The sequence below is a fragment of the Pseudomonas sp. GW823-FHT01D03 genome (assembly GCF_058798255.1).
Genome location: NZ_JBXAKK010000001.1, coordinates 5,855,477 through 5,879,035 on the forward strand (window position 1 = coordinate 5,855,477; position 23,559 = coordinate 5,879,035).

At 61.4% G+C, this 23,559-nt stretch carries 22 protein-coding genes; 9 read left to right on the forward strand and 13 right to left on the reverse strand.

From position 1 onward, the window contains the following. Positions 1–95: 95 nt before the first annotated feature. Complete coding sequence (ppk1, locus tag AC1RBR_RS26050) at positions 96–2,321, reverse strand: polyphosphate kinase 1 (RefSeq protein ID WP_204894057.1); 2,226 nt, start codon at positions 2,319–2,321, stop codon at positions 96–98. A gap of 18 nt (positions 2,322–2,339) precedes the next feature. Next, a complete protein-coding gene (gene hemB / locus AC1RBR_RS26055) occupies positions 2,340–3,353 on the reverse strand; it encodes a porphobilinogen synthase (protein WP_204894056.1) in 1,014 nt (337 codons plus the stop codon). Positions 3,354–3,560: 207 nt separating this feature from the next. Between hemB and AC1RBR_RS26060 the strand changes: the two genes are divergently transcribed. Together AC1RBR_RS26060 and elbB are read left to right on the forward strand one after the other, a co-directional pair. Next, a complete protein-coding gene (locus tag AC1RBR_RS26060; RefSeq protein WP_027610469.1) occupies positions 3,561–4,211 on the forward strand; it encodes a DedA family protein in 651 nt (216 codons plus the stop codon). 279 nt (positions 4,212–4,490) lie between these two features. Beyond that, positions 4,491–5,159 (forward strand): isoprenoid biosynthesis glyoxalase ElbB, encoded by a 669-nt coding sequence (elbB, locus tag AC1RBR_RS26065; protein WP_095137642.1) that lies wholly within the window; start codon positions 4,491–4,493, stop codon positions 5,157–5,159. 130 nt (positions 5,160–5,289) lie between these two features. Here elbB and AC1RBR_RS26070 read toward each other — a convergent pair whose 3' ends face one another. The 3 genes from AC1RBR_RS26070 to AC1RBR_RS26080 all read right to left on the reverse strand — a co-directional run bounded on the left by AC1RBR_RS26070 (position 5,290) and on the right by AC1RBR_RS26080 (position 8,733). After that, positions 5,290–5,745, reverse strand: coding sequence for a YaiI/YqxD family protein (locus AC1RBR_RS26070; RefSeq protein WP_115985863.1), 456 nt, complete (start codon positions 5,743–5,745; stop codon positions 5,290–5,292). A gap of 108 nt (positions 5,746–5,853) precedes the next feature. Next, complete coding sequence (locus AC1RBR_RS26075; RefSeq protein ID WP_492567174.1) at positions 5,854–7,749, reverse strand: FTR1 family protein; 1,896 nt, start codon at positions 7,747–7,749, stop codon at positions 5,854–5,856. An 84-nt stretch (positions 7,750–7,833) separates the two neighbouring features. Next, positions 7,834–8,733, reverse strand: coding sequence for a LysR family transcriptional regulator (locus AC1RBR_RS26080; protein ID WP_492567176.1), 900 nt, complete (start codon positions 8,731–8,733; stop codon positions 7,834–7,836). Positions 8,734–8,861: 128 nt separating this feature from the next. On the opposite strand from AC1RBR_RS26080, the gene AC1RBR_RS26085 reads away from it, so the two are divergent. From AC1RBR_RS26085 to AC1RBR_RS26105, 5 genes are all read left to right on the forward strand, one after another. Beyond that, positions 8,862–10,241, forward strand: a complete 1,380-nt coding sequence (locus tag AC1RBR_RS26085; RefSeq protein ID WP_492567178.1) for a COG3014 family protein — start codon at positions 8,862–8,864, stop codon at positions 10,239–10,241. 239 nt (positions 10,242–10,480) lie between these two features. After that, complete coding sequence (locus tag AC1RBR_RS26090; RefSeq protein WP_492567179.1) at positions 10,481–11,875, forward strand: COG3014 family protein; 1,395 nt, start codon at positions 10,481–10,483, stop codon at positions 11,873–11,875. 15 nt (positions 11,876–11,890) lie between these two features. Further along, positions 11,891–12,265 (forward strand): YcfL family putative periplasmic lipoprotein, encoded by a 375-nt coding sequence (locus AC1RBR_RS26095; RefSeq protein WP_492567181.1) that lies wholly within the window; start codon positions 11,891–11,893, stop codon positions 12,263–12,265. Positions 12,266–12,301: 36 nt separating this feature from the next. Then, a complete protein-coding gene (gene lpoB, locus AC1RBR_RS26100) occupies positions 12,302–12,889 on the forward strand; it encodes a penicillin-binding protein activator LpoB (RefSeq protein ID WP_003229365.1) in 588 nt (195 codons plus the stop codon). Positions 12,890–12,892: 3 nt separating this feature from the next. Next, a complete protein-coding gene (locus tag AC1RBR_RS26105) occupies positions 12,893–13,636 on the forward strand; it encodes a penicillin-binding protein activator LpoB (RefSeq protein ID WP_166495247.1) in 744 nt (247 codons plus the stop codon). A gap of 189 nt (positions 13,637–13,825) precedes the next feature. On the opposite strand, the gene AC1RBR_RS26110 is transcribed toward AC1RBR_RS26105, so the two are convergent. The 3 genes from AC1RBR_RS26110 to AC1RBR_RS26120 form a co-directional block, all read right to left on the reverse strand. Next, positions 13,826–14,458 (reverse strand): LysE family transporter, encoded by a 633-nt coding sequence (locus AC1RBR_RS26110; protein WP_027610461.1) that lies wholly within the window; start codon positions 14,456–14,458, stop codon positions 13,826–13,828. Positions 14,459–14,661: 203 nt separating this feature from the next. Beyond that, entirely contained in the window at positions 14,662–15,243 is a 582-nt protein-coding gene (locus AC1RBR_RS26115) for a mechanosensitive ion channel domain-containing protein (RefSeq protein ID WP_115985857.1), read from the reverse strand. Beyond that, complete coding sequence (locus tag AC1RBR_RS26120) at positions 15,243–17,153, reverse strand: ATP-binding cassette domain-containing protein (RefSeq protein WP_492567182.1); 1,911 nt, start codon at positions 17,151–17,153, stop codon at positions 15,243–15,245. The genes AC1RBR_RS26115 and AC1RBR_RS26120 overlap by 1 nt, the downstream gene beginning before the upstream one ends. Before the next feature lie 50 nt (positions 17,154–17,203). On the opposite strand from AC1RBR_RS26120, the gene AC1RBR_RS26125 reads away from it, so the two are divergent. Then, positions 17,204–17,668 carry a TIGR02444 family protein gene (locus AC1RBR_RS26125; RefSeq protein WP_492567184.1) on the forward strand — a complete coding sequence of 155 codons (465 nt, stop codon included), beginning with the start codon at positions 17,204–17,206 and terminating at the stop codon, positions 17,666–17,668. Here the strand turns inward: AC1RBR_RS26125 and AC1RBR_RS26130 are convergent. After that, entirely contained in the window at positions 17,665–18,822 is a 1,158-nt protein-coding gene (locus AC1RBR_RS26130; protein WP_492567186.1) for an AlgP family protein, read from the reverse strand. The two genes, AC1RBR_RS26125 and AC1RBR_RS26130, sit on opposite strands and share 4 nt — an antisense overlap. A 192-nt stretch (positions 18,823–19,014) precedes the next feature. Here AC1RBR_RS26130 and AC1RBR_RS26135 point away from each other — a divergent pair, with 192 nt between their 5' ends. Continuing rightward, the gene (locus tag AC1RBR_RS26135; RefSeq protein ID WP_481396058.1) at positions 19,015–19,680 is read left to right on the forward strand and encodes an FKBP-type peptidyl-prolyl cis-trans isomerase; all 666 of its coding nucleotides are present in this window, start codon (positions 19,015–19,017) and stop codon (positions 19,678–19,680) included. 77 nt (positions 19,681–19,757) lie between these two features. Here AC1RBR_RS26135 and rsd read toward each other — a convergent pair whose 3' ends face one another. The 4 genes from rsd to AC1RBR_RS26155 all read right to left on the reverse strand — a co-directional run bounded on the left by rsd (position 19,758) and on the right by AC1RBR_RS26155 (position 23,550). Further along, positions 19,758–20,216: a sigma D regulator gene (rsd, locus tag AC1RBR_RS26140; protein ID WP_095137654.1), complete on the reverse strand. Its 459-nt coding sequence runs from the start codon at positions 20,214–20,216 to the stop codon at positions 19,758–19,760. A 186-nt stretch (positions 20,217–20,402) separates the two neighbouring features. Further along, positions 20,403–20,954: a disulfide bond formation protein B gene (locus tag AC1RBR_RS26145; RefSeq protein WP_492567188.1), complete on the reverse strand. Its 552-nt coding sequence runs from the start codon at positions 20,952–20,954 to the stop codon at positions 20,403–20,405. A 218-nt stretch (positions 20,955–21,172) separates the two neighbouring features. After that, positions 21,173–22,411, reverse strand: coding sequence for a heme biosynthesis protein HemY (locus AC1RBR_RS26150; protein WP_095137656.1), 1,239 nt, complete (start codon positions 22,409–22,411; stop codon positions 21,173–21,175). Next, positions 22,408–23,550: a uroporphyrinogen-III C-methyltransferase gene (locus tag AC1RBR_RS26155; RefSeq protein ID WP_492567190.1), complete on the reverse strand. Its 1,143-nt coding sequence runs from the start codon at positions 23,548–23,550 to the stop codon at positions 22,408–22,410. The genes AC1RBR_RS26150 and AC1RBR_RS26155 overlap by 4 nt, the downstream gene beginning before the upstream one ends. Positions 23,551–23,559: the final 9 nt, after the last annotated feature.

Genomic DNA, 23,559 nt, shown 5'->3' on the forward strand with positions numbered 1-23,559 from the left:
AGTCCAGCGGGAGCAAGCTCCCTCGCCACAGGTGGGTGAACGACAGGCACAAAAAAGGCGATCCCATGGGATCGCCTTTTTTATTGGGCTGAAGGTCAGCTGCTCACCGGCAGAATCGGGCTGCCCAGTCGCTCCAGCAACGTCGCCTGCGCACTGCGCGGGTTCTGGTTGCCGGTAGGCGTGTTGCGGATGTAACGGCCATCCGACTGCAGGCTCCAGCTGTGAGTGTTGTCGGTCAGATACAGCTCCAGCTCTTTCTTCACGCGGGTCAGCAGCTTCTTGCCTTCCACCGGGAAGCAAGTCTCGACGCGCTTGTCGAGGTTGCGTTCCATCCAGTCGGCGCTGGAGAGGAACATCTGCTCCTCGCCGCCGTTGAGGAAGTAGAACACTCGCGTGTGTTCAAGGAAGCGACCGATGATCGAGCGCACATGGATGTTGTGCGAAACCCCGGCGATGCCCGGACGCAGGCAGCACATGCCACGCACCACCAGATCGATACGCACGCCGGACTGGCTGGCCTTGTACAGCGCGCGAATGATCTTCGGATCGGTCAGCGAGTTGAACTTGGCGATGATGTGCGCCGGTTTGCCGTCGAGGGCGAACTGGGTTTCCCGGGCGATCATGTCGAGCATGCCCTTCTTCAGGGTGAACGGCGCATGCAACAGCTTCTTCATACGCAGGGTTTTACCCATGCCAATCAACTGACTGAACAGTTTGCCGACGTCTTCGCACAAGGCGTCGTCGGACGTCAGCAGGCTGTAGTCGGTGTACAGACGCGCATTGCCGGCGTGGTAGTTACCGGTGCCGAGGTGCGCGTAACGCACGATCTCGCCGGCCTCGCGACGCAGGATCAGCATCATCTTGGCGTGAGTCTTGAAACCGACCACGCCGTAAATCACCACCGCACCGGCCGCTTGCAGACGGCTGGCCAGTTGCAGGTTGGACTCTTCGTCGAAGCGGGCGCGCAGTTCGATGACCGCGGTCACTTCCTTGCCGTTACGCGCGGCGTCCACCAGCGCATCGACGATTTCCGAGTTGGCGCCGGAACGATACAGGGTCTGGCGCACGGCCAGAACATGCGGGTCTTTCGCCGCCTGACGCAGCAGGTCGACCACCGGGGTGAACGACTCGAACGGGTGCAGCAGCAGGATGTCCTGTTTGCTCACCACGCTGAAAATGTTCTCGCTGTTCTGCAGCAGTTTCGGGATCTGCGGGGTGAACGGCGTGTATTGCAGCTCCGGGTGGCTGTCCAGACCAGTGATGCTGAACAGACGGGTCAGGTTGACCGGGCCGTTGACCTGATACAGCTCGGTCTCGCTCAGGTTGAACTGCTTGAGCAGGTAGTCCGACAGGTGTTTCGGGCAAGTGTCGGCGACTTCCAGGCGCACTGCATCGCCGTAACGCCGCGAGAACAGCTCGCCACGCAGGGCACGCGCAAGGTCTTCGACATCTTCGGAGTCGAGCGCCAGGTCGGCGTTTCGGGTCAGGCGGAACTGGTAGCAGCCCTTGACCTTCATGCCCTGGAACAGGTCATCGGCGTGGGCGTGGATCATCGACGACAGGAACACATAGTTGTCGCCCGGGCCGCCGACTTCTTCCGGAACCTTGATGATCCGTGGCAGCAGGCGCGGTGCCGGGATGATCGCCAGACCGGAATCGCGACCGAAGGCGTCGATACCTTCCAGTTCGACGATGAAGTTCAGGCTCTTGTTCACCAGCAACGGGAACGGGTGCGTCGGGTCGAGGCCGATCGGGGTGATGATCGGCGCGATCTCGTCGCGGAAATAACGGCGCACCCAAGTCTTGATCTTGGTCGTCCAGTGACGGCGGCGGATGAAGCGCACCTGATGCTTTTCCAGCTCCGGCAGCAGGATGTCGTTGAGGATCGCGTACTGGCGGTCAACGTGACCGTGCACCAGCTCGCTGATCCGCGCCAGCGCCTGATGCGGTTGCAGACCGTCGGCACCGGCCTGTTCGCGGGCGAAGGTGATCTGCTTTTTCAGGCCGGCGACGCGGATTTCGAAGAATTCGTCGAGGTTGCTGGAGAAAATCAGCAGGAACTTCAACCGCTCCAGCAACGGATAGGACTCGTCCAGCGCCTGTTCCAGCACGCGGATATTGAACTGCAGTTGCGAGAGCTCGCGGTGGATGTACAGGCTGCTGTCATCCAGGCCCGGGATCGCAATCACTGGCGCCGCCGCAACGGCTTCGGTGACCGGCGCGGGTGGCGCAGGCTCGAGTTCCGGCGGGGTTTCGGTGATTTGCTCCACCACCGGTTGAGCTTCTTTTACTGCAACTTCAGTGAGTCCTTCGGTATTCATCGAATGTTCCTGGGAGGGCTATTTCTGCTCTCGTAACAATTGAGCGGCACGGACAGCAAAGTAAGTCAGGATGCCATCAGCGCCGGCACGTTTAAAGGCGGTCAGTGATTCAAGAATTACCGCCTCGCTCAACCAGCCATTCTGGATCGCCGCCATGTGCATGGCGTATTCGCCGCTAACCTGATAGACGAAGGTCGGCACTTTGAAGGCATCTTTTACCCGCAAAAGAATGTCCAGGTACGGCATGCCGGGTTTGACCATGACCATGTCCGCGCCTTCAGACAAGTCCGCGCCGACTTCGTGCAGCGCTTCGTCGCTGTTGGCCGGGTCCATCTGATACGAGGCCTTGTTGGCCTTGCCCAGATTCGCCGCCGAACCCACGGCATCGCGGAACGGCCCGTAATAGGCGCTGGCGTACTTGGCCGAGTAGGCCATGATCCGCACGTTGACGTGACCGGCAATCTCCAGTGCTTCGCGGATCGCCTGGATGCGGCCGTCCATCATGTCCGACGGCGCCACGACCTGAGCGCCGGCTTCGGCGTGGGACAAAGCCTGTTTGACCAGTGCGTCGACAGTGATGTCGTTCTGCACGTAGCCTTCTTCGTCGAGAATGCCGTCCTGACCGTGGGTGGTGAACGGATCGAGGGCGACGTCAGTGATCACACCCAGTTCCGGAAAACGCTCACGCAACGCGCGAGTGGCGCGCTGGGCAATGCCTTCAGGGTTCCAGGCTTCGGCAGCATCGAGGGATTTCAGTTCGACAGGCGTGACCGGGAACAGCGCCAGCGCCGGGATTCCCAGCTCGACCCATTTCGCCGCTTCTTCAAGCAGCAGGTCGATGGTCAGGCGCTCGACACCGGGCATCGAGGCCACGGCTTCGCGACGGTTTACACCATCGAGCACGAACACCGGCAAGATCAGATCATCGACCGTCAGCACGTTTTCCCGCACCAGCCGACGCGAAAAATCATCACGACGGTTGCGACGCAGGCGAGTGGCAGGGAACAGACGATTGGCAGGGGTAAAGCTCACGGCGGACTCCTGAGCCCGCGCAAACGGGCGAGCGTGACAGTTATAGACGGCCATTATGACCAACAGATTACAGTTGTGCGTACCCCGTGACATGTAGCCGCATTCCATTGTTAGCGTAGGAATTGTTCACGTCGAGACACATTTGGACACTTTCATGAATGTGTCCGAAGGGTTAGGCTGCGCGTTCATTTCGCCAGCACCCAGACAATGCTCCAACAATTTCTGCATGACTTTGGCTACTTTGCCTTGTTCCTCGGCACGTTCTTCGAAGGCGAAACCATCCTGGTGCTCGCAGGCTTCCTCGCGTTCCGTGGATACATGGACATCAACCTGGTGGTGGTCGTGGCTTTCTTCGGCAGCTATGCCGGCGATCAGCTGTGGTACTTCCTGGGGCGCAAGCACGGGCGCAAATTGCTCGCGCGCAAACCGCGCTGGCAGATGATGGGCGACCGCGCGCTGGAACATATCCGCAAACATCCGGACATCTGGGTCCTGAGTTTCCGCTTCGTTTATGGCCTGCGCACGGTGATGCCGGTGGCGATCGGCCTGTCGGGTTACCCGCCGGGACGTTACCTGCTGCTGAACGGCATCGGCGCGGCAATCTGGGCAACCGCGCTGGCGGCCGCCGCCTACCACTTCGGTGCGGTGCTCGAAGGCATGCTCGGCAGCATCAAGAAGTACGAGCTGTGGGTGCTCGGCGCGCTGCTGATTCTTGGCGTGGGTCTGTGGCTGCGCCGCCGCTTCAAGAATGCGCGGCTGGCCAAACAGGTTTACGCCGACGAGCAGGCAGCAAAAGCGGCACTGCTGAATCAAGCCGAAGTGGCCAAGCCTGCCGAACCGAAGACGCCAGCCGAATAACTCGCTGGCGCCTGGCGTACAGCCCTGCGCAAAGCCCGGGCTGGCCGGCTCTTTTAGTCATTTATCCCCTCTGCGCCAGCGGACTCCCGTTCGCCAGCGGCGTTCTCACGCGAAAAATCTCCTGTTCGTCACGAAGCAGGCAACCGCAAATAATGAACACCCCGCCGTTGTTGCGATCCATGTAGAAAGCGCTCCATGCAGGTGCAGCCACCACTTGGGCCTATGGCAACGCGCGATAAATTAGTGGACATTTAGCGCCATGAATCTGGAGAGAAACCCATGAGCAAAAAAGTTGCAGTGATCCTGTCCGGCAGTGGCGTGTACGACGGCGCCGAGATCCACGAGAGCGTCATCACCCTGCTGCGTCTGGATCAACGCGGCGCGCAAGTGCAGTGCTTCGCCCCGAACGTCGCGCAATTGCATGTGATCAATCACCTGACCGGTGAAGAAATGCCCGAGACGCGCAACGTGCTGGTGGAGTCGGCGCGCATTGCCCGCGGCAACATCAAGGACATCCGCGAGGCCGACGTCGAAGACTTCGACGCGCTGATCGTGCCCGGCGGTTTCGGTGCCGCGAAAAACCTCTCGAACTTCGCCGTTGAAGGCGCCGGCTGCACGGTGCAGCCTGAAGTGCTGGCCTTGGCGGAAGCGTTTGCCGAAGCGGGCAAACCGGTGGGCCTGATGTGCATCTCGCCGGCGCTGGCGGCGAAGATCTACGGCCCGGGCGTGACCTGCACCATTGGCAACGATGCCGACACCGCCACCGCGATGAACAAGATGGGCGCCACCCACGAAGACTGCGCGGTGACCGACATCATCGAAGACAAGGCACGCAAACTGGTAACGACTCCGGCTTACATGCTGGCGCAGAACATCAGTGAAGCGGCTTCGGGGATCAACAAACTGGTGGATCGCGTTCTCGAACTGACCCACGAAAACGATGTTTGATCTCTGACCGCCTGCGGAGCGAGATGTGGGAGCGGGCTTGCTCGCGAAAGCGGTGTGTCATTCAAATCAATGTTGTCTGATTCGACGCCTTCGCGAGCAAGCCCGCTCCCACAAGGGAATGGTGATTATTTCAGGGTTTGCGGGTCAGGCGCGTCAGGATCCGGTCCAGCGCATTGGCAAACGCCTGCTTCTCACGCTCGCCGAACGGCGCCGGGCCGCCGCTGATCTGGCCCTGTTCACGCAGGTCGGTGAACAGGTTGCGCACCGCCAGACGCTCGCCCATGTTTTGCGCATCGAACTCCTTGCCGCGCGGGTCCAGCGCTGCCACCCCCTTCTTCACCAGACGATCGGCCAGCGGAATATCGCTGCAGATCACCAGTTCACCGGGCACCGCGTGCTCGACCAGATAATCGTCCGCCGCATCCGGGCCGCTGGGCACCACAATCAGCTTGACGATGGCCAGCCCTGGCTTGGTCTGCGGCTGCCCGGCCACCAGCACCACTTCGAACCGGCGCTTGAGGGCAAACTTCACCACCAGTTCCTTGGCGGCCCGGGGGCAGGCGTCGGCATCGATCCATACACGCATCATTTTTTCCTCTTCTAAAAGCATCGCGGGCAAGCCACGCTCCCACAAGGTTAACGCTAAACCTGTGGGAGCGTGGCTTGCCCGCGAATGTGCGCGCAGCGAATGCAGTTAAGCAGTGACCCGCTTCTTCTCGGCCATCCGGCTACGCCCGTACAGCACAACAATCGCCAGAATCGCCACCGCCTGCGCCGTCAGCGAATAGGCATCGGCATGGATCCCCAGCCAGTCGAAGTCAAAGAACGCCACCGGCCGTGTGCCGAAGATCCCGGCTTCCTGCAACGCTTTCACGCCATGCCCGGCGAACACCACCGACAACGCACAGAGCAGACCGGCGTTGATGCTGAAGAACAGCGTCAGCGGCAGTTTCGCAGAGCCGCGCAGGATCACCCAGGCCAGACCGATCAGCAGCACCAGCGCCGTCGCTCCGCCGGCCAGCACTGCGTCATGCCCGGCGGGGCCAGCCTGCAGCCACAGGGTTTCATAGAACAGGATCACTTCGAACAGCTCGCGGTACACCGAGAAAAACGCAAGGATCGCGAAGCCGAAACGCCCGCCGCCGCCCACCAGACTCTGCTTGATGTAATCCTGCCAGGCCGCCGCGTGGCGCCGGTCGTGCATCCACACGCCGAGCCACAGCACCATGACGCTGGCGAACAGCGCCGTCGCGCCCTCAAGCAGTTCACGCTGCGAGCCGCTGACGTCGATCACATACGCCGCCAGCGCCCAGGTGCCGAGGCCAGCGAGCAACGCCAAGCCCCAACCGATGTTGACGCTGCGCACCGCCGACTGCTGGCCGGTGTTGCGCAGAAACGCGAGGATCGCCGCCAGCACCAGAATCGCTTCGAGGCCTTCGCGCAGCAGAATCAGCAGGCCGGAGATAAAGCTCAGCGACCAGCTCAGGCCATCGCTGCCGAGCAGTTCGGCAGACGCTTTCAACTTGCGCTTGGCCGCGTCCAGACGCTGTTCGGCTTGCGCTACCGGCAAGCCATCCTGCAACGACTGACGGTAGGCCATCAGCGATTTTTCGGTGTCCTTGCGCACGTTGGCGTCGACGTTATCCAGCGAGCTTTCGACCAGTTCGAAACCTTCCAGATACGCCGCCACCGACAGGTCGTAAGCCTGATCGTGATCACCGGCACGGTACGCGGCCAAGCTCTTGTCCAGCGTGGTGGCGGTGTAGTCGAGCAGCTGCGCCGGGCCACGCTTGACCTGCGGCGGCTGGGCGCGCTGGGCACGGAAGCTTGCGGCGACCTGCGGGCCTTCGGCGGCCTGCACTTCCGCCGGCGTCTGGCGCGCCAGATCAGCGATGTTGAAGGTCTTGTCGGCCTTGGCTGCGGCCGGGTCGGCACAGAAACCGGCGATGTAGGTCGCCAGATCCCAACGCTGACGGTCGTCCAGTTGATCGGCGAAGGCCGGCATGTCGGTGCCTTCAACGCCTTGGCCGAGGGTGCTGTAGATCGCGTACAGACTCAGATGGTCGATGCGTGCGGCATCGCGCAGGTTGGCCGGAGGCGGCGTCATGCCGAGGGCCGCCGGGCCGTCACCGGCGCCGGTTTCACCGTGGCATACCGAGCAGTTCTGCGCGTACAGCGGCGCGCCCCGGGTCGGATCGGGAGTGATGATCGGCGCCTGGCTGACTTCATACGCCACCGCCAGTTTCGCCCCCAGTTGCCGGGCCTGACGCGCGACTTCAGCGCCGTCCTGTTTCGCGGTGATGGCGGCGTGCAGCGCTGCGACGCCCTGCTCCAGCGCAGCCTTCTCCGGTTTGGCCGGCAGAGCTGCGATCAGCCCTTGCAGCACTTGGGTGAATTCCAGTTGCTCACGGTACTCGCCGTCATCGACGACCTTGCCCGCCGCGACCGTCGGTGGATAGTCGGCGCTGATGTAATCAAGCAGGTGCAGCGCCTGCGGCGCGCCTTCCACGGTGTCGGCCAGCAGGTTGAAACTGCTCAGGGCGAACAGAGGGAACACCAGCCAGGCCAGGAATCGGGACGCGGCAGTCATGAATGAGTCTCAAATGGAAATGCGAAGTTACACATTGTTCACTTCGAACGCCTTTCACTCAAGCTTTGTCGACGTAGAACCGGTTTAGCGCAGGGGCGCCAATGCCTGGCAGTAGTGTTCGAGCATGAATTCGACAAAGACCCGGACGTTGAGCGCCACATGCCGGGCATGCGGATACAACGCGTAATAGTGGCGCTGGCCGAGGCTGCAATTGGGCAAAATCTGTACCAGTCGGCCATTGAGCAGATCGTCCTGCACCGTGGCCCGAGTGAACGCGGCGATGCCGACTCCGGCCAGCGCGGCGGCGTGCAGCGAACTGATCGAATCGGCCTTGAACCGCCCTTGAGCCCGCACCGACGTAGTTGCCCCGCGTGCATCGGTCAGTGCCCAGTCGCTGCCACCGGCAAATGCCAGCAACTGATGCTCGGCGAGTTCACGCACCTGTCGCACCAGACCATTGCGCGCCACATACACAGGCGAAGCCACCAGCAACATATCCGAGACAGTCAGCAACCGCGCCACCATGGATGAATCGGCCAACGGCCCGCAGATGCGCAGGGCCACATCGAAACCCTCGGCGATCAGATCGACAAAACGGTCATCGCAGGACAGGTCCACCTCAATCTCGGGATAGCGCTGCTGAAACGCCGGCAGCCAGCTCCCCAGTTCCAGCGTACCAATCACCATTGGCGCGCTGATGCGCAGCACACCGCTGGGGCTTTCATGGGCCTGCCCCACCGCCAGTGCGGCTTGATCGAGGCGTTCGAGGATGTCCACGCACGCCGCGTAATACTGCTGCCCCGCCGTGGTCAGGTTGAAACCCCGGGTGTTGCGGTTGATCAGCCGCGTGCCCAGCTCGCTTTCCAGTTGCTGCAACTGGCGGGAGATCGTTGAGTGAGTGGTGTCGAGGCGCTCGGCGGCGGCGCTGAACCCGCGACACTCGACGATGCAGCGAAACGCGCGCATGGCTTGCAGTTGATTCATTAAAGCCCCGGATCTGTTGAGCGCTGAGCGCGCAAGCCTAGCGCAATCCTTGTCCACCCGGCAGCAGCAAAGCGCCCCTATAATGCGTCACCTCCGTGCTTTTGCCGTTCAAGGAAGAACCCGTTTCCATGCGCCATTGTCTGCCGTTCTGCCTGCTGCTTAGCCTCATCATGCAACTGAGCGGGTGCGCCGCTTACCGCAATTACGATCAGGAAATGCAGCAGACCATCGATCAGATGGCGCAAGGCAATCTCAACGAAGCGCTCTATCTGATGGAGCTGCACAATCCTTGGGAAAACAAGGATCTGCTGTATTTCATGGAACGCGGCGCGATCCTCAGCGCCGGCACCAACCTGCCAAAAAGCCAGGAAGCCTGGCGCAGTGCCGACCGGATGATTTTTCAGCGCGAAGAAGCCGTGCCCTCCGCGGGCATGAAGTTGCTGACCCGTTTCGGCAATGAAATGGGCACCATGCTGGTCAACGACAAGCTGCAGCGTTACGAGGGCTACGACTACGAAAAAGTCATGCTGACCACCGAAATGGCCCTCAACCAACTGGCGGAAAACGATTTCGACGGGGCCCGCGCCGACATCAAGAAAACCCACGAGCGCGAAACCCTGATCGCCCGCCAGCGGGAGCAGCAATACGAAGACGCGCAAGAACAGGCCAGGCATCAGGGCATCACCCTGCATTACAAGGATCTGGAAGGCTATCCGGTGGCCATCCTTGATGCCCCGCAAGTGCTTGAGCTGAAGAACGGCTATCAGAGTGCGTTCAGCCATTATCTGGCCGGCTTCACTTATGAAGCGTTGGGCGAACGCGCGCTCGCAGCGCCGGGGTATCGACAGGCGATCGAGTTGCGCCCGGGCTTGCCGCTGCTCGAAAACGCTTTGCGCAACCTGGACAAACCCGGCCCGGCAGCCGATGAAAGCGAGATCCTGATCGTGGTCCAGGCCGGTTTCGCCCCGGCACGCAGTTCGGTACAAGTACCAATCCCGGTGCGGCTGAACGAAAACCTGACGATTGTTGCCCCGATCTCGTTTCCGGTGATGGTGCCCGACACCCTCACCCCTGCCGTGACCCAGGTCGTCGTCGACGGTAAAAAGCACCCATTGACCATGATCAACAGCGTCTCTGACATGGCCATCCGCACCTTGCGCGATGACATGCCGGCGATCATCTCTCGCGCCATGTTCCGCGCCAACATGGCCGCCATCAGCCAGGCGCAAAAGAACGAGCGCGATCCGTCCAAGGCGTCGTTGGTGGTGACCGATCCTGATCCTTTTGAAGAGGCTGACACCCGAACCTGGCGCACGCTGCCGGACAAAACCCTGGTCGCCCGTCTGCGCCTGAAAAAAGGCCTGCACCGGGTGCGCTTTCCGTATTTTCGTGCAGAAGACGGGTTCACGGTACGCGTCGACCGCAGCCATCAAGTGTTCAACCTGAGAGTATTCATGGGCCAGAACTATTACGTGGGATCGGCATTGGTCCTGCCCGAAACGCCATGAACGAAGGCTGTCCGGTAAAGCAGAGAGTAATGGCACCAAACTAACAAGTGCGATTAAAAAGCTATTACATGGCCAGCATCGCCCGCTTATAATGCCGCGCCCGCGCTATCGCGATGCGGCATAAAAGCTCCTCTGGTTATGAGGAATTGGCAGGAGGCCAGCGCCACTGTCGATGGGTCACACCAGCCCGACCAGCATCGGCGGCTGATGCAGTTACTAGCTCAGGGAAGAAGTACCCCATGGCATTGCGCACTCCCACCTTGATCGCGCTCAGCGCAATCACTTTACTGTCCGGCTGTTCGGCGTTTCGCAACTACGACTCGGAACTGGCCCAGACCAACCAGCAACTGGCCACCGGCAACGTCGACGCCGCGCTGACCCTGCTGGAAAAGAACAACACCGGCCCCGACAAAGACCTGCTCTATTACTTCGAGAAAGGTGAGTTGCTGCGCGCCAAGGGCGACCTGTCCGGCAGCCAGAACGCCTGGACCAGCGCCGATCAGGTGGTTGGCCAGTGGGAAGATTCGGTCAAGCTCGACACCGGTAAATACCTGGCTCAGTTCGGCAGCTTCCTGGTCAACGACAAGGTGCGTCGCTACGAAGGCTACGACTACGAAAAAGTCATGCTGACCACGCAGATGGCCCTCAACCTGCTGGCGGTGAATGACTTCGACGGCGCCCGCACCGCGATCAAGAAAACTCACGAACGTGAAGCGGTGATCGCCGACCTGCGCGACAAGGAATACCTCAAGAGTGAGGAAGAGGCCGAGAAAGAAGGCATCAAGACTCAGTACAAGGATCTGCAAGGCTACCCGGTCGCCAGCCTCGACGCGCCGGAAGTGGTCGGCCTGAAAAACAGCTACCAGAGTGCGTTCAGCCATTACCTGGCCGGTTTCGTCTACGAAGCCCTGGGCGAAAAAGACCTGGCTGCACCGGGCTACCGCAAGGCGGCCGAACTGCGCCCGAATACCCCGCTGCTGGAACAGGCGCTGGTCAACCTCGACAAGCCGAGCAAGTCCGACGACAGCGATATTCTGATCGTGGTGCAAAGCGGTCTGGCACCCTCGCGTGACTCGATCCGCGTGCCGCTGCCATTGCCGATCTCCAACAACGTGGTGATCACTCCGCTGTCGTTCCCGATCATCAAGCCTGACACCTCCACCGCGCCGTTCGCGCAGATTGGCGTCGATGGCCAGCAAGTCAACCTGACCGCCCTCAACAGCACTACTGCCATGTCCCGCCGCGCTCTGCGCGATGACATGCCGGGGATCATCCTGCGCACCACCGTACGCGCGATCACCAAAGGCGTGGCGCAGAAGCAGATCAACGAAACCAATCCGCTGGCCGGTCTGGCCGTGGGTATTTCTTCAGCTGTGCTGGAAGGTGCCGATACCCGTACGTGGCGCACCCTGCCGGACAACACCCAAGTGGTGCGTCTGCGCTTGAAGAAAGGCGAGCACCAAGTCAGTCTGCCGAGCGCCGTCGGCGGTTCGCTGGTCAAGGTCACCGTCGATCAGCGTTATCAGGTGATCAGCCTGCGCGCCGTAGGCAATCAGGTGTTCGCTGGCGGTCTCGCCGCCCACGTGATCCCGAGCGCTGCTGCGACCAACGTCGCCAGCCTCAAACAACCTTAAGAACGGAGTCTTTGCATGCGCTTCAAACTCATCGCCATCGCCGCCCTCGCCGTGCTGGTCAGCGGCTGCGCCACCCCGCCACCTCCTGAGCCGGGCAGCGCCGCGAGCAAGGTCGTGGCCATGGGCCCGCAAAAGCACATCGTCGTCGGCGCCATGCGCGTCGCTCGCGAAAACGGCTTCATGACGGTCAACGTGCAGTTGAGCAACACCCTCAACAGCAACAAGATTTTCTACTACCGCTTCGCCTGGCTCGGCCCTGAAGGCTTCCCGGTCGCGGAAGAAGAAGTCTGGAAAAGCCAGATGATGTACGGCGCGCAGACCAGCTTCATCCAGGGCATCGCCCCGACCCCGAAAGCCGTGGATTTCCGTCTGGAAATCAAGACGCCTTAAGCCCGCCACCCTATTCCTGTTTTAGAGAGCAATCCCATGTTTGCACGCTTTTCCCTGATCGCTGTCCTCGCCCTGCTGGCCTCCGGTTGCGCCAACACCTCGCCGACCCTGGGCAGCAAGAACATCAGCTACGGCGACACCAAAGCGGTTGAAACCGTGACCAACGAATTCGGCTCGACCGACCTGCAAATGATCGCCGAATCGATGACCCGCTCGCTGGCCCAGTCCGGCATTCTGCAGGGCCGCCCGGTGGTGCAGGTCTACGACGTGAAGAACAAGACCAGCGAGTACATCGATACCCGCGAAATCACCACCAGCATCAAGACTCAGCTGATGAAGTCCGGCACCGCCCGCTTCGCCAGCGACAACACCGCGATGCAGAGCCAGGTCGACCAGCTCAAGCTGCAAAACCAGAGCGGCCTGTACAAGAAGAGCACCGTGGCCAAGACTGGCAACATGATCGCCGCCAAATACCGTCTGGAAGGCTCGATCAGCTCGATCGTCAAGCGCAGCAGCGACTACAAGGACGTCTTCTACAAATTCAGCCTGCAACTGATCGACGTCGAAAGCGGTCTGGCCGAGTGGATGGACGAAAAAGAGATCCGCAAAACCACGGAGCGTTAAGCAATGCGCGCATGGATTGGCATGATGGCCCTGGCTTGCGCGTTCAGCGTGCAAGCGGCCCCAAAAGTCGCGGTAACGGATCTGGCGTATCAGGAGCGTGTGGAGCAGTACATCCACATCGTTTCGGCGCAGAACAATTATCGCGAGGGTTACTACAGCTCCAGTGGTTCCTCGAGCTACAACGAGCTGGAAGCGACCACCAGCTACATCGAACAGGGTGAACTGCGTAAATTCACCGGCGACATCAAGGGCGAGATCCTGCGCACCGGGATGTTCCAGCTGGTGCAGGGCACGCCGTACACCGCGTCGTCCAAGGGTGACGTCTACGACGTGATCAAGCGCATCAAGGCCGGTAGCTTCAAGGGTGCCGACTACGTGCTGTTCGGCACCGTGTCGGACATCGACTTCACCCAGGACATGAACGAGCTGGCGCACACCGACAGCTATTCGGCGGTGCTGGGCCTGACGCTGGTGGCGGATTTCAGCCTGATCAACACCAAGACCTACGAGATCACCTCGGCCTTCACGGCGATGGGCGAAGCGCAGGACACCAAACTGGTGAATGGCCGCGACATCAAGATCTCGCTGAATCGCCCGCGGGTGGTGCGTGAAGTGTCCAAGGCTTTGGGTGAGGACGTTGCCGGGCAGCTGAGCCAGCAGCTCGGTGGCGGCGGGTACGAGCAGCCGCGCGAAGCGCCGCAGCGCAACAACTTGCCGCGTGATACCGCGCCGGTGATCTTGCGCTGACTCTTGGCTGAACGCGTTCTGTGGCGAGGGAGCTTGCTCCCGCTGGGCTGCGAAGCAGACCCAAAAGCTTGTGAGCGCTGCGCACTCAAGCGGGAGCAAGCTCCCTCGCCACAATTGAGCGTCACTCCAAAGTCTTGGTGGATAAAAAAAGGCGACCTCATCAGGTCGCCTTTTTTCTGCCGGCAGGTTTTACACCGCCGCTTTACGCAACGTCGCCATAAATGCCGCCGCACCGATGAACAGCCCGGCAAACGTGCGGTTCATGCGTTTCTGCTGCTGCGGTGTACGCAACAGGCGCAGCACCTTCGACGCCAGTCCGGTGTAACCGGCCATGACAATCAGATCCACGCAGATCATGGTCGCACCGATCACCACATACTGAATCAGCAACGGTGCGTGGGGATTGATGAACTGCGGCAGCACCGCCAGCATGAACACCAGTGCCTTGGGGTTGCTGATGTTGACCAGGAAGCCGCGAAACACCAGCGCCAGCGGCTTGCCGATCGGCCGTACCGCCGCGTCATCGCTCATGTCCATGGGCAGCGCGCGCCATTGCTTGATCGCCAGATAGACCAGATACGCCACACCGAACCATTTGATCGCATGGAACGCGGTGGCCGAGGCGGTCAGGATCGCGCCGACACCGGCGCCGACAATCGCGATCTGCACCGCCAGGCCGATCTGCAGGCCGAGGGCGTTCCAGTAACCGCGCCAGAAACCGTATTGCAGGCCGCTGGACATCGACGCAATGGCGCCAGCACCCGGGGACAGACTGATCACCCAGCAGGCGGCAAAGAATGCCAGCCATGTTTGAAGCTCCATCGCACACCTCGACTCATGCTCGTGACAAGACGTCAAAGCTAATGCTGTTTGGGGCGAATGACTACCGTTTTTTGCTGGATGGTTTGGGCGCGGCTGAGGGCCCCTTCGCGAGCAAGCCCGCTCCCACATTGGATCTGTGATCGACACAAATCCAATGTGGGAGCGGGCTTGCTCGCGAAGGCGTCAGATCAGACGCCCGCGGACTACTTTTCGAAACCGCTGGAAGGAAACACATCGCTGCCACGCCAGCGCCGCACCGAACGCTGGAAGAACAGGCTGTTCGGCACTTGCACCATGGCGCTGCCCGTCCCGAGTTCTTCAGCCTCGATCAACGTGGTGTAGAGCAGATTGATCGCCACCACCCGGCCTTTGACGCCGGGCTTGTCGGTGGTATCCACCAGCTCGACCACATCGCCCAGGCGGAACGGGCCGACGGTGAAGATCAGAATCGCGCAGAGCAGGTTCGACAGCACACTCCACATCGCGAAGAACGCCACCGCCGCCACCGCGACGAAACCCGACAGTGCCGTCCACAGCACCGTGGCCGATACGCCAAGGCGTTCCAGCACAAAAATCACCGCGCTACCCATGATCAGCCAGCGCAGGACACCTCGCAGCGGCATCAGCAACTGCGGCGGAAACGGATAACGCTCACCCAGACGCGTGAGGAATCGGGCGACGACGCGCTGGGCGAAGTAACCGGCCAACAGGATCAACAGAATCTGCGCACCGAGCCAGAGCGGCTCGACCCACACCGCCGGCAATGGCAGCTTGAAAGCCTCCATCAAGACAACGCCTCCAGCTCCACCTGCATGCTTTCCAGCGTCTCGAGCGCTTCCATCCAGGCCTCTTCCAGCTCGGCTTCGCGCACTTTCAATTTGGCCTGCTCGGCCAGCAGATCACGCAACTCGTTCTTGCGCGCCGGCTCGTAGATGTCGCTGTCACCGAGGCTGGCGTCGACCTTGGCGAGTTTTTCGTGGAGTTTGCCCAACTCGGCTTCGAGCTTGTCGGCTTCACGCTTGTGCGGCGCCAGCTGCTGACGCAACGCGGCGGCGGCCTGGCGCTGGGCCTTCTTGTCGGTCTTGTCCGGGTTGACCGGGGTGTTGCTGACCGGGGCGTTACGCTGACGGTATTCCACCAGCCAGCGCGCGTAGTCTTCGAGGTCGCCATCGAACTCTTCGACCTTGCCGTCAGCGACCAGGTAGAAGTTGTCGGTGGTGCTCTTGAGCAAGTGCCGATCGTGAGACACCACCAATACCGCGCCGCTGAATTCCTGCAGCGCCATGGTCAGCGCCAGGCGCATTTCCAGGTCGAGGTGGTTGGTCGGTTCGTCGAGCAGCAACAGGTTCGGCCGTTCCCAGGCGATCAATGCCAGCGCCAGACGCGCTTTCTCGCCACCGGAGAAATTCAGCACCGGCTCGTCGATGCGTGCACCACGGAAATCGAAACCACCGAGGAAGTCACGCAGGGTCTGCTCGCGTTCGGTCGGCGCCAGACGCTGCAAGTGCAGCAACGGGCTGGCCTTGGCATCCAGCGAATCGAGCTGATGCTGGGCAAAGTAGCCGACCACGGTGTTCTCGCCACGGGTCAGACGTCCGGCCAGCGGTTCAAGCTCGCCGGCGAGGTTCTTGATCAGGGTCGATTTACCGGCGCCGTTCGGCCCGAGCAGACCGATCCGCGCACCCGGGGTCAATTGCAGCTTGACCTTCTCCAGGATGGTTTTGTCGCCGTAACCCAGGCGCGCATCGGACAGGTCGATCAGTGGACTGGAGATCTTGGTCGATTCGCGGAACACGAAATCGAACGGCGAATCGACGTGGGCCGCCGACAGCTCTTCCATACGCTCCAGGGCCTTGATCCGGCTCTGCGCCTGACGGGCCTTGGTGGCCTGGGCCTTGAAGCGGGCGATGTAGCTTTCCATGTGCGCACGTTGCGCCTGCTGCTTCTCGTAGGCCTGCTGCTGCTGGGCCAGACGTTCGGCACGGGCCCGTTCGAACGCGGTATAGCCGCCCCGGTAGAGGGTCAGTTTGCGTTGATCGACGTGGGCCACGTGGTCAACCACTTCATCGAGGAAGTCGCGGTCGTGGGAAATCAGCAGCAAGGTGCCCGGGTAACTTTTCAGCCACTCTTCGAGCCAGATGATCGCGTCGAGATCCAGGTGGTTGGTCGGTTCGTCGAGCAACAACAGGTCCGACGGACACATCAAGGCCTGCGCCAGGTTCAGACGCATCCGCCAGCCACCGGAGAAATCTCCTACCTGACGATCCATCTGCTCGTTGGTGAACCCGAGGCCTGCCAACAGTTTGCGGGCGCGAGCGTCGGCGGTATAGCCGTCGGCGCTGTCGAGTTCCGCGTGCAGGCGGGCCAGAGCCGTGCCATCGTGGGCCGCTTCGGCCGCCGCGAGGTCACGTTGCACCTCGCGCAGACGCAGGTCGCCATCGAGCACATAGTCGACCGCCAGGCGCTCGAGGGTGTCGACCTCCTGGCGCATGTGCGCGATTCGCCAGTCGGCCGGCAGCAGGCAATCGCCCGAGTCCGGGTGCAACTCGCCGCGCAGCAAGGCGAACAGGCTGGATTTGCCGGCGCCGTTGGCACCGATGAGGCCGGCTTTGTGGCCGGCGTGCAGGGTCAGCTCGGCGTCTTCTAGCAGACGTTGCGGACCACGCTGTAAAGTCAGGTTCTGAAGTCGGATCATAATGGCGGCGGAGTCTACCAGCTTCGCTCACAACTGGCGCGAGTAGCACGATGTCCTCTGACCTGTGGAGCTTTTCCCTTGCCACCTACGCCCGACCGGGCGTGGAACCTGCCTGCCTGCAACTGCAAGCGGCGGGGGCCAATGTCTGCCTGCTGCTGTGCGGTCTGTGGTTGGAACAACGTGGGGTGGCCTGTAACGAACAGCGCGAAGAGCAACTGGAAGAGCTGGTGAGACCTTGGGATCGGGAGGTGGTGCAGCCACTGCGTGCGTTACGCACTCAATGGAAAACCCTGGCCGAAGACGATCCGGTACTCAAGGGTCTGCGAGAACAAATGAAAGCATTGGAGCTGGAAGCCGAACGGCACCTGCTGTGGCAACTGGAACAGGTTGCGCAGGACTGGCCACACAATGACGCCTCAGCGTCGGGGCAATGGCTGGAGAGTCTGGCGGGATCGACCGCCAGCCCGAACCGCGACGCGCTGCAAGTGCTGCGCGTCGCGGCAACCGGCGCTTAGGAAGCGCTGGTCGGGTTGCTGCTGACGCTCGACGCAGCGGCTGGCGTTGGCGCCGTCGTAGTGGTCGAGGTGGAAGCGGCTGGAGCAGGTGCGGCGGCCGGCGCTGGAGCGGCCGGCTTGGCAGCCGGTGCAGTCGCAGGTTTAGCGGCAGCGGGTTTGGCAGCGGCCGGTTTTTTCGCGGCAGGTTTGGCAGCCGGCTTGGCAGCCGGCTTGGCGGCTGGCTTGGCGGCTACGGGTTTGGCAGCAGGCTTGGCCGCAGCAGTTGCAGGTTTTGCTGCTGCAGGTTTGCTAGCTGGTTTGGCAGCGGTTTTAGCGGCAGGCTTGGCCGCTGGTTTGGCAGCAACCTTGGCAGCAACCTTGGCAGCAGGTTTTGCCGCGACCGGTTTGGCCGCAGTCTTGACTGCCGGTTTTGCAGCAGCGGTTTTCGCAGCAGGTTTTACCGCTACCTTGGCAGCAGGTTTTGCTGCGGCGGTTTTTGCCGGAGCGACTTTGCGCGCAGCAGGTTTGGCCGCTGGCTTGGCAGCCGGTTTTGTCGCTGCAGGTTTGGCAGCGGCAGTACGTGCGGCCGGTTTCGCAGCGCTCGCCGCAGCCGGTTTTTTCACTGCGGTTTTTGCAGCAGGTTTGGCGGCTGTTTTAGCCGGTGCCTTGGCTGCTGGTTTTGCCGCTGGTTTGGCTGCTGCGGTTTTCGCCGGAGCTTTTGCCGCAGCTGGTTTGGCTGGCGTTTTTTTCGCTGGAGCTGCAGCAGGTTTGGCAGCGCGGGAGGACAGCGCCTTGCCTGCAGCCTCTTGCACACGGCCAACACCCTGGGCCAGTTTCAGGCTTTCCTGGGCATCGCGCTTGAGTTGCAGAATGTAGCCGCGAGTGTCGGACTGACGATCCTTCAGCGCATCGAGCAGGTCTTCAAGTTCTTTGACGGCAGCCTTGGCCTTGTTCTGTGCCTTGGCTTTACCGGCAGCAGCGGCGTCCTGCAATTTGGTGCGGGACTTGTGCAGTTTTTCTTGCGCCTTGCCGCGTTGCTTTTCCAGTTTGGCGAGCAGTTTTTCAGCATCAGCCAAGGCTTGGGAGCAAGCGTTTTCCAAATGCTCGAGCAGGCTGCCCGAGAGTTGTTGGAGTAAGTGCAACGGAGTGTTTACAGGCTTCTTGGTGGCCGACATGGTTTACCTCCTGGCTGACGTGAGTGCGGCTCATACTAGACCTCTGCAGTTACCGCCGCTAGGTCATCTTGACAGTAACGAAACCGTTGCGTTGCAACGAAGCGAAAATGTTCTGCGCAAAGACAAAAGCAGTTCACCGTTGCAGACGTTCGCGCTGGCATAATCGCCCGCATCTCAGGACGGAGAGTGCCCATGTCGCGCTACCTTTTTTTATCCCTCTGGATGATTTTTTCCGCCGCTCACGCCGAGGAAAAAACCACCGCGAACGACGCTCACGATCTAGCCTACAGCCTCGGCGCCAGCCTCGGTGAGCGGCTGCGCCAAGAGGTGCCGCAATTGCAGATTCAGGCATTGGTCGACGGTTTGCAGCAGGCCTATCAAGGCAAGCCGCTGGCGCTGAGTGAAGCGCGGATCGAGCAGATCCTCGCCGATCATGAATCGCAGAACGCCGAACACGCTTCGCGGCCTTCGAGCGATGCCGCGATCGAAAACGAACAGCGTTTTCTCACCGCCGAAAAGGCCAAACCGGGCGTGAAGGAACTGGCCGACGGCATCCTGCTCACCGAGCTGACACCGGGCACCGGTGCCAAGGCCGGCCCGGATGGGAAAGTCCAGGTGTTGTATGTCGGTCGCCTACCGGACGGCACCGTGTTCGACCAAAACACTCAGCCGCAATGGTTCAGCCTCGACAGCGTGATTGCCGGCTGGCGTACCGCTCTGCAGAACATGCCGGTTGGCGCGAAGTGGCGACTGGTGATTCCATCGGATCAAGCCTATGGCGCCGACGGGGCTGGGGATCTGATCGCGCCGTTTACCCCGCTGGTGTTTGAGGTCGAGTTGCGCGGCGCAACAAGCTGATCGCAGCCGATTCGCAGGCACAAAAAAACGCGGAGCGCTTTCGGCGCACCGCGTTTTTTATACCTGCGAGAAACCTGTCAGGCCTGAACCGGATCTTCCTGCTTGTGTGCCGTGTGCAGCACTTCGATGAGGCAGTCTTCCAGTTCGAAGCGTTCGTGCAGCAGGCCACCGAGCTCCTTGAACTTCTCGGCGACGCATTTGCCTTCATCGCAAAGGTCGTTGAACGCGAGGAGTTTTTCGGTGATGACGTCGATGCGCGGGTAGAGCGTTTCGGCCAGTTCCAGACCGCGCGTGTCACCGAACGCCTTGGCTTCGCCGGTCAGCTGTTCATAGATTTCGAAGTGCCCGGCCGAAACGTAATCGACCAGCACGCCGCAGAATTCCAGCAAGGGTTTACGGTTCTCGGACAGAGCCTGTGGTTTGTCACCCAACTTGTCGTAGGCGCCGATCAGTTCTTCACGCTCTTGCAACCAGCGGTCGATCAGCAGATGAACTCCACCCCAGCGTTCCTGAGCATTCTGACAACTTTCGAGCATGGCGATCTCTCTTCCCTTGTGGGTCATGCTGCTCTACACCCGCGCCCCTCTTCTGGCTGTTATCGCTTGGAGGCCGACCGGGCAGAGCGTCATCGAGCAACATAAATCCAATGACACGTGCGGGCCAGATTATGCCCGCACGCCTATGGCTTCAAGGTACGCAGGAGATAAAGTTCATACAAGTGTTTAATCCCTGACCAGCGTGCGGTGCGACGCTTCGCCGCTGAGCGGTCGCTGCAGAGCGCTCCAGACCAGCCGCAGCAATTGATAGACCGCCAGGATCGACATCGCCACAAAGAACAGCAGGCTCCATTCCGGGATGCTCAAATCGAACAGCGTCCAGGAAATTTCTGCGCAATCTACACCGCCCCTAAGCATCCGCAACGTTGCACACAACCACGGCAGGTTGCTGAACAACGCTTCGGCATCAGGCGCGCAACGCGTCATCTGCATCAACGGGTCACTCTGCAACAACACCTGTCGCCAGGCCGCCGTAGTCCCGCCCAGGCTCAGGCCAAGCGCGGCGACCCAGTACAGCGACAGGCCGACACGCCGTGGGCCGTGGACCGCCGCCAACCCGCAACAGAACGCCAGCAACGCCATGAAAAACCTTTGCGCCAGGCACAGGCTGCAGGGCGTCAGCCCGACCGCATATTCGAGATAATAGGAAGCTCCCAGGGCCATGGCCCCTGCAGTGAAAGCCGTGAAAAACAAGGAGCGTGAACAGGCCAACGACATGGCTTTTCCGTAACAGTGGAGACAGGCAGTTACGGTAGAGGAAAGCTTGTCAGCCTTTCAAGGCGGGGCCTTGGCGACAGTTCACCAGAAGTGTAGGGAAAACCCGACAGGTGCGAGAGGAATAGGTGTAGTCCGTTGTAGGACTTTGCCCAAGACGCCCGCCACAGGTAATTTTTCGCTCACTGAACGTTAACGAGGGAGCATGCTCCCTCGCGTTATCAGGCGTGAACCGGCACCGGCAACGGCGCGGCAAGCAGACGCTCATCCAGCAATCCGAGACCCTCCTGGAACAGCTGGTTACTGCGCTCGGTGTCACCCAGTTGCGCGAGCAGACGCGCCAGCTCGGCGCAGGCTTCAGGGTTACGCTGCACTCGCAGACTGCTTTCCAGGTAATCCCGCGCCTTGCCCCACAAGCTGGCTTGCAGACAGAGACGACCGAGGGTCAGCAACAGGCTCGGGTCAGCAGGATGTTCCTTGAGCCAACCTTCGGCGGTCTGCAACTGGCGCGCCGGATCGCTGCCGCGCACCAGGCCATACAGACGTGCGAGATGGCTGTCGTACTTGCGCTTGAGGGCACTGCGCAGGATTTCTTCAGCTTCGACCTGAGCACCCAACTGACGCAGTTGCTCGGCGTATGCCAGCACCAGCGCCGGCTCCTGACGCTGCGCGGAAGTCAACTGCTCCCAGGCACGGGTGAGCGACTGCAGACCGACCTTGCCGTCCTCGTCACGGTGCGCTGCCAGAGACAGGTTGTTGCCCCAGGCACGCCGCTCCAGTTCAGCCAGTTCGGCCGCAGGCAAAGCTTTGTCCTTGCGTAGCTCCGGCAACAGGCGAATCACCGCCGACCAATCGCCGCGCTGCTGATGCAGACGCTGCAACTGACGCAGGGTCTGCACGTTATGCGGATGCCGTTCGTGCATCGCCTGCAGGGTCACCAGAGCGCCGTCGGTGTCACCACGATCGGTCTGCAACTGCGCATGACTCAAGGCAATCGCCAACTCGGCTTGCGGCTGGCGCTCCAGCGCACGCTCAAGCAGGTGATCACACTCTTCGTACTTGCCTTGTTCGTTGGCCGCGCGTGCCGCGCCGAGGTAATACAACAGCGGCTGGCGCTCGGCCTCAGCGGCGCGATACAGATGGCGTTGCGCGCTGGCCCAGCGACCTTCGGCCAGATCCAGCTGACCGTGTTCGATCGCCACTTGCACCCGACGGCTGCGGTTGCGCCGCGACCACGGGTTGACCACGCCACTAGAGGCCATGACCAGCTCGACCAAGGCCTTGATGCCCCAGATCAGCAGCCACAACACCGCAATTACCGCCAGTGTCGCCCACAGACTCGATTCATAGCGAAAGCTCTTGTAGGCAATCAGCACGTAACCCGAGTGCTGGGCAATTGCCAGGCCCAGCGCCGCCGTCGCCGCGATCACCAGAAACACGATCACATACAGGCGTTTCATGGCGTGGCCTCCTGCGCGGTGCTGGCGGCAGGTTTGGCGAACGGTTTGACCGACTCCTCAGCGTTGACGTTACGTCGCTCCAGATAAGCCTGCACCGCACTCAGCGTGCCGGTCAGGTCCGGCGTCTTGACCGTGACCGGTTGCTTGCTCAACTCGACAACCTGTTCGAGCATGATTTTGCTCTGCGGATTGTCCGGGTTGAAATTGCCCGTGAGCACATCCCGCGCTTCGGTCAGTGCCTGGGTGTAGACCGGTGCCTGGCCATTGAGCGCCGCCCATTGCGCTTGCTCCAGCGCGAGGCTCAGGGCCAGGCGCACCTGGCTCAGACTTTGCCCGGCCAGCAGCGGCTTCACGTTCTTGTCGGCATTGAAATCGATGCGGATATAACGCGACACCTGATCCCACCACTGCGCCCAGCGACTGGCACCATCGCCATCAGCGGTCAGGCCCAGCAGCGATTCGCCGCGATCCTTGTACTCCGGCGCCAGCTCGGTCAGCTCGATGACCTGATCACGCAAGGCACCAATGCGCAGGAACAAACCGGTGCGATCCGGCTGCTCGGTGCTGCGCAGGGCGACGAGGGTTTTCGCCACTTGCTCACGGGCGGCGAACGAGCCGGGATCGTTCTGCTCACGCAGAATTTCGTCGGCACCCTGCACCAGCGCCTGGGCGCTGCTGATGTCCTGCAAGGCCGACAGACGCAGGCTGGCCAGACGCAGCAGATGCTCGGCCTCGGCCAGACGCCAGTCCTTGCGGCTGGCGCCGAGAACGGTTTCCAGACGTTGATTGAGGCGCTGCTGATCACCCTGCAGTTGCGTCACCAGACGCTGGCGCTCGGCAAGTTCGTCGGCACCGGGCAATTGCGCGAGGCGCTCGGTCAGGCGCTGTTCGTTGAGCTTGAGGCTCTGCGCCTGATCGTTCAGTGCCTGCACTTGGCCTGACTGTTGTGCGGTGTTGGTCTGCAGGTGACGCACCTGCCAGACACCCCAGCCACCGATCGCCACGCCGGCAGCGCCGAGCAACAGGGCGACAATGGCCAGTCCGTTGCCCCGGCGCGGCTCTTTGGCCGGCGGTGGAGTTTCAACCTGGGCATCGATCACAGGCTGGACATCATCTTTAGGCAAGGCTGTTTCGCTCACGTATCCATC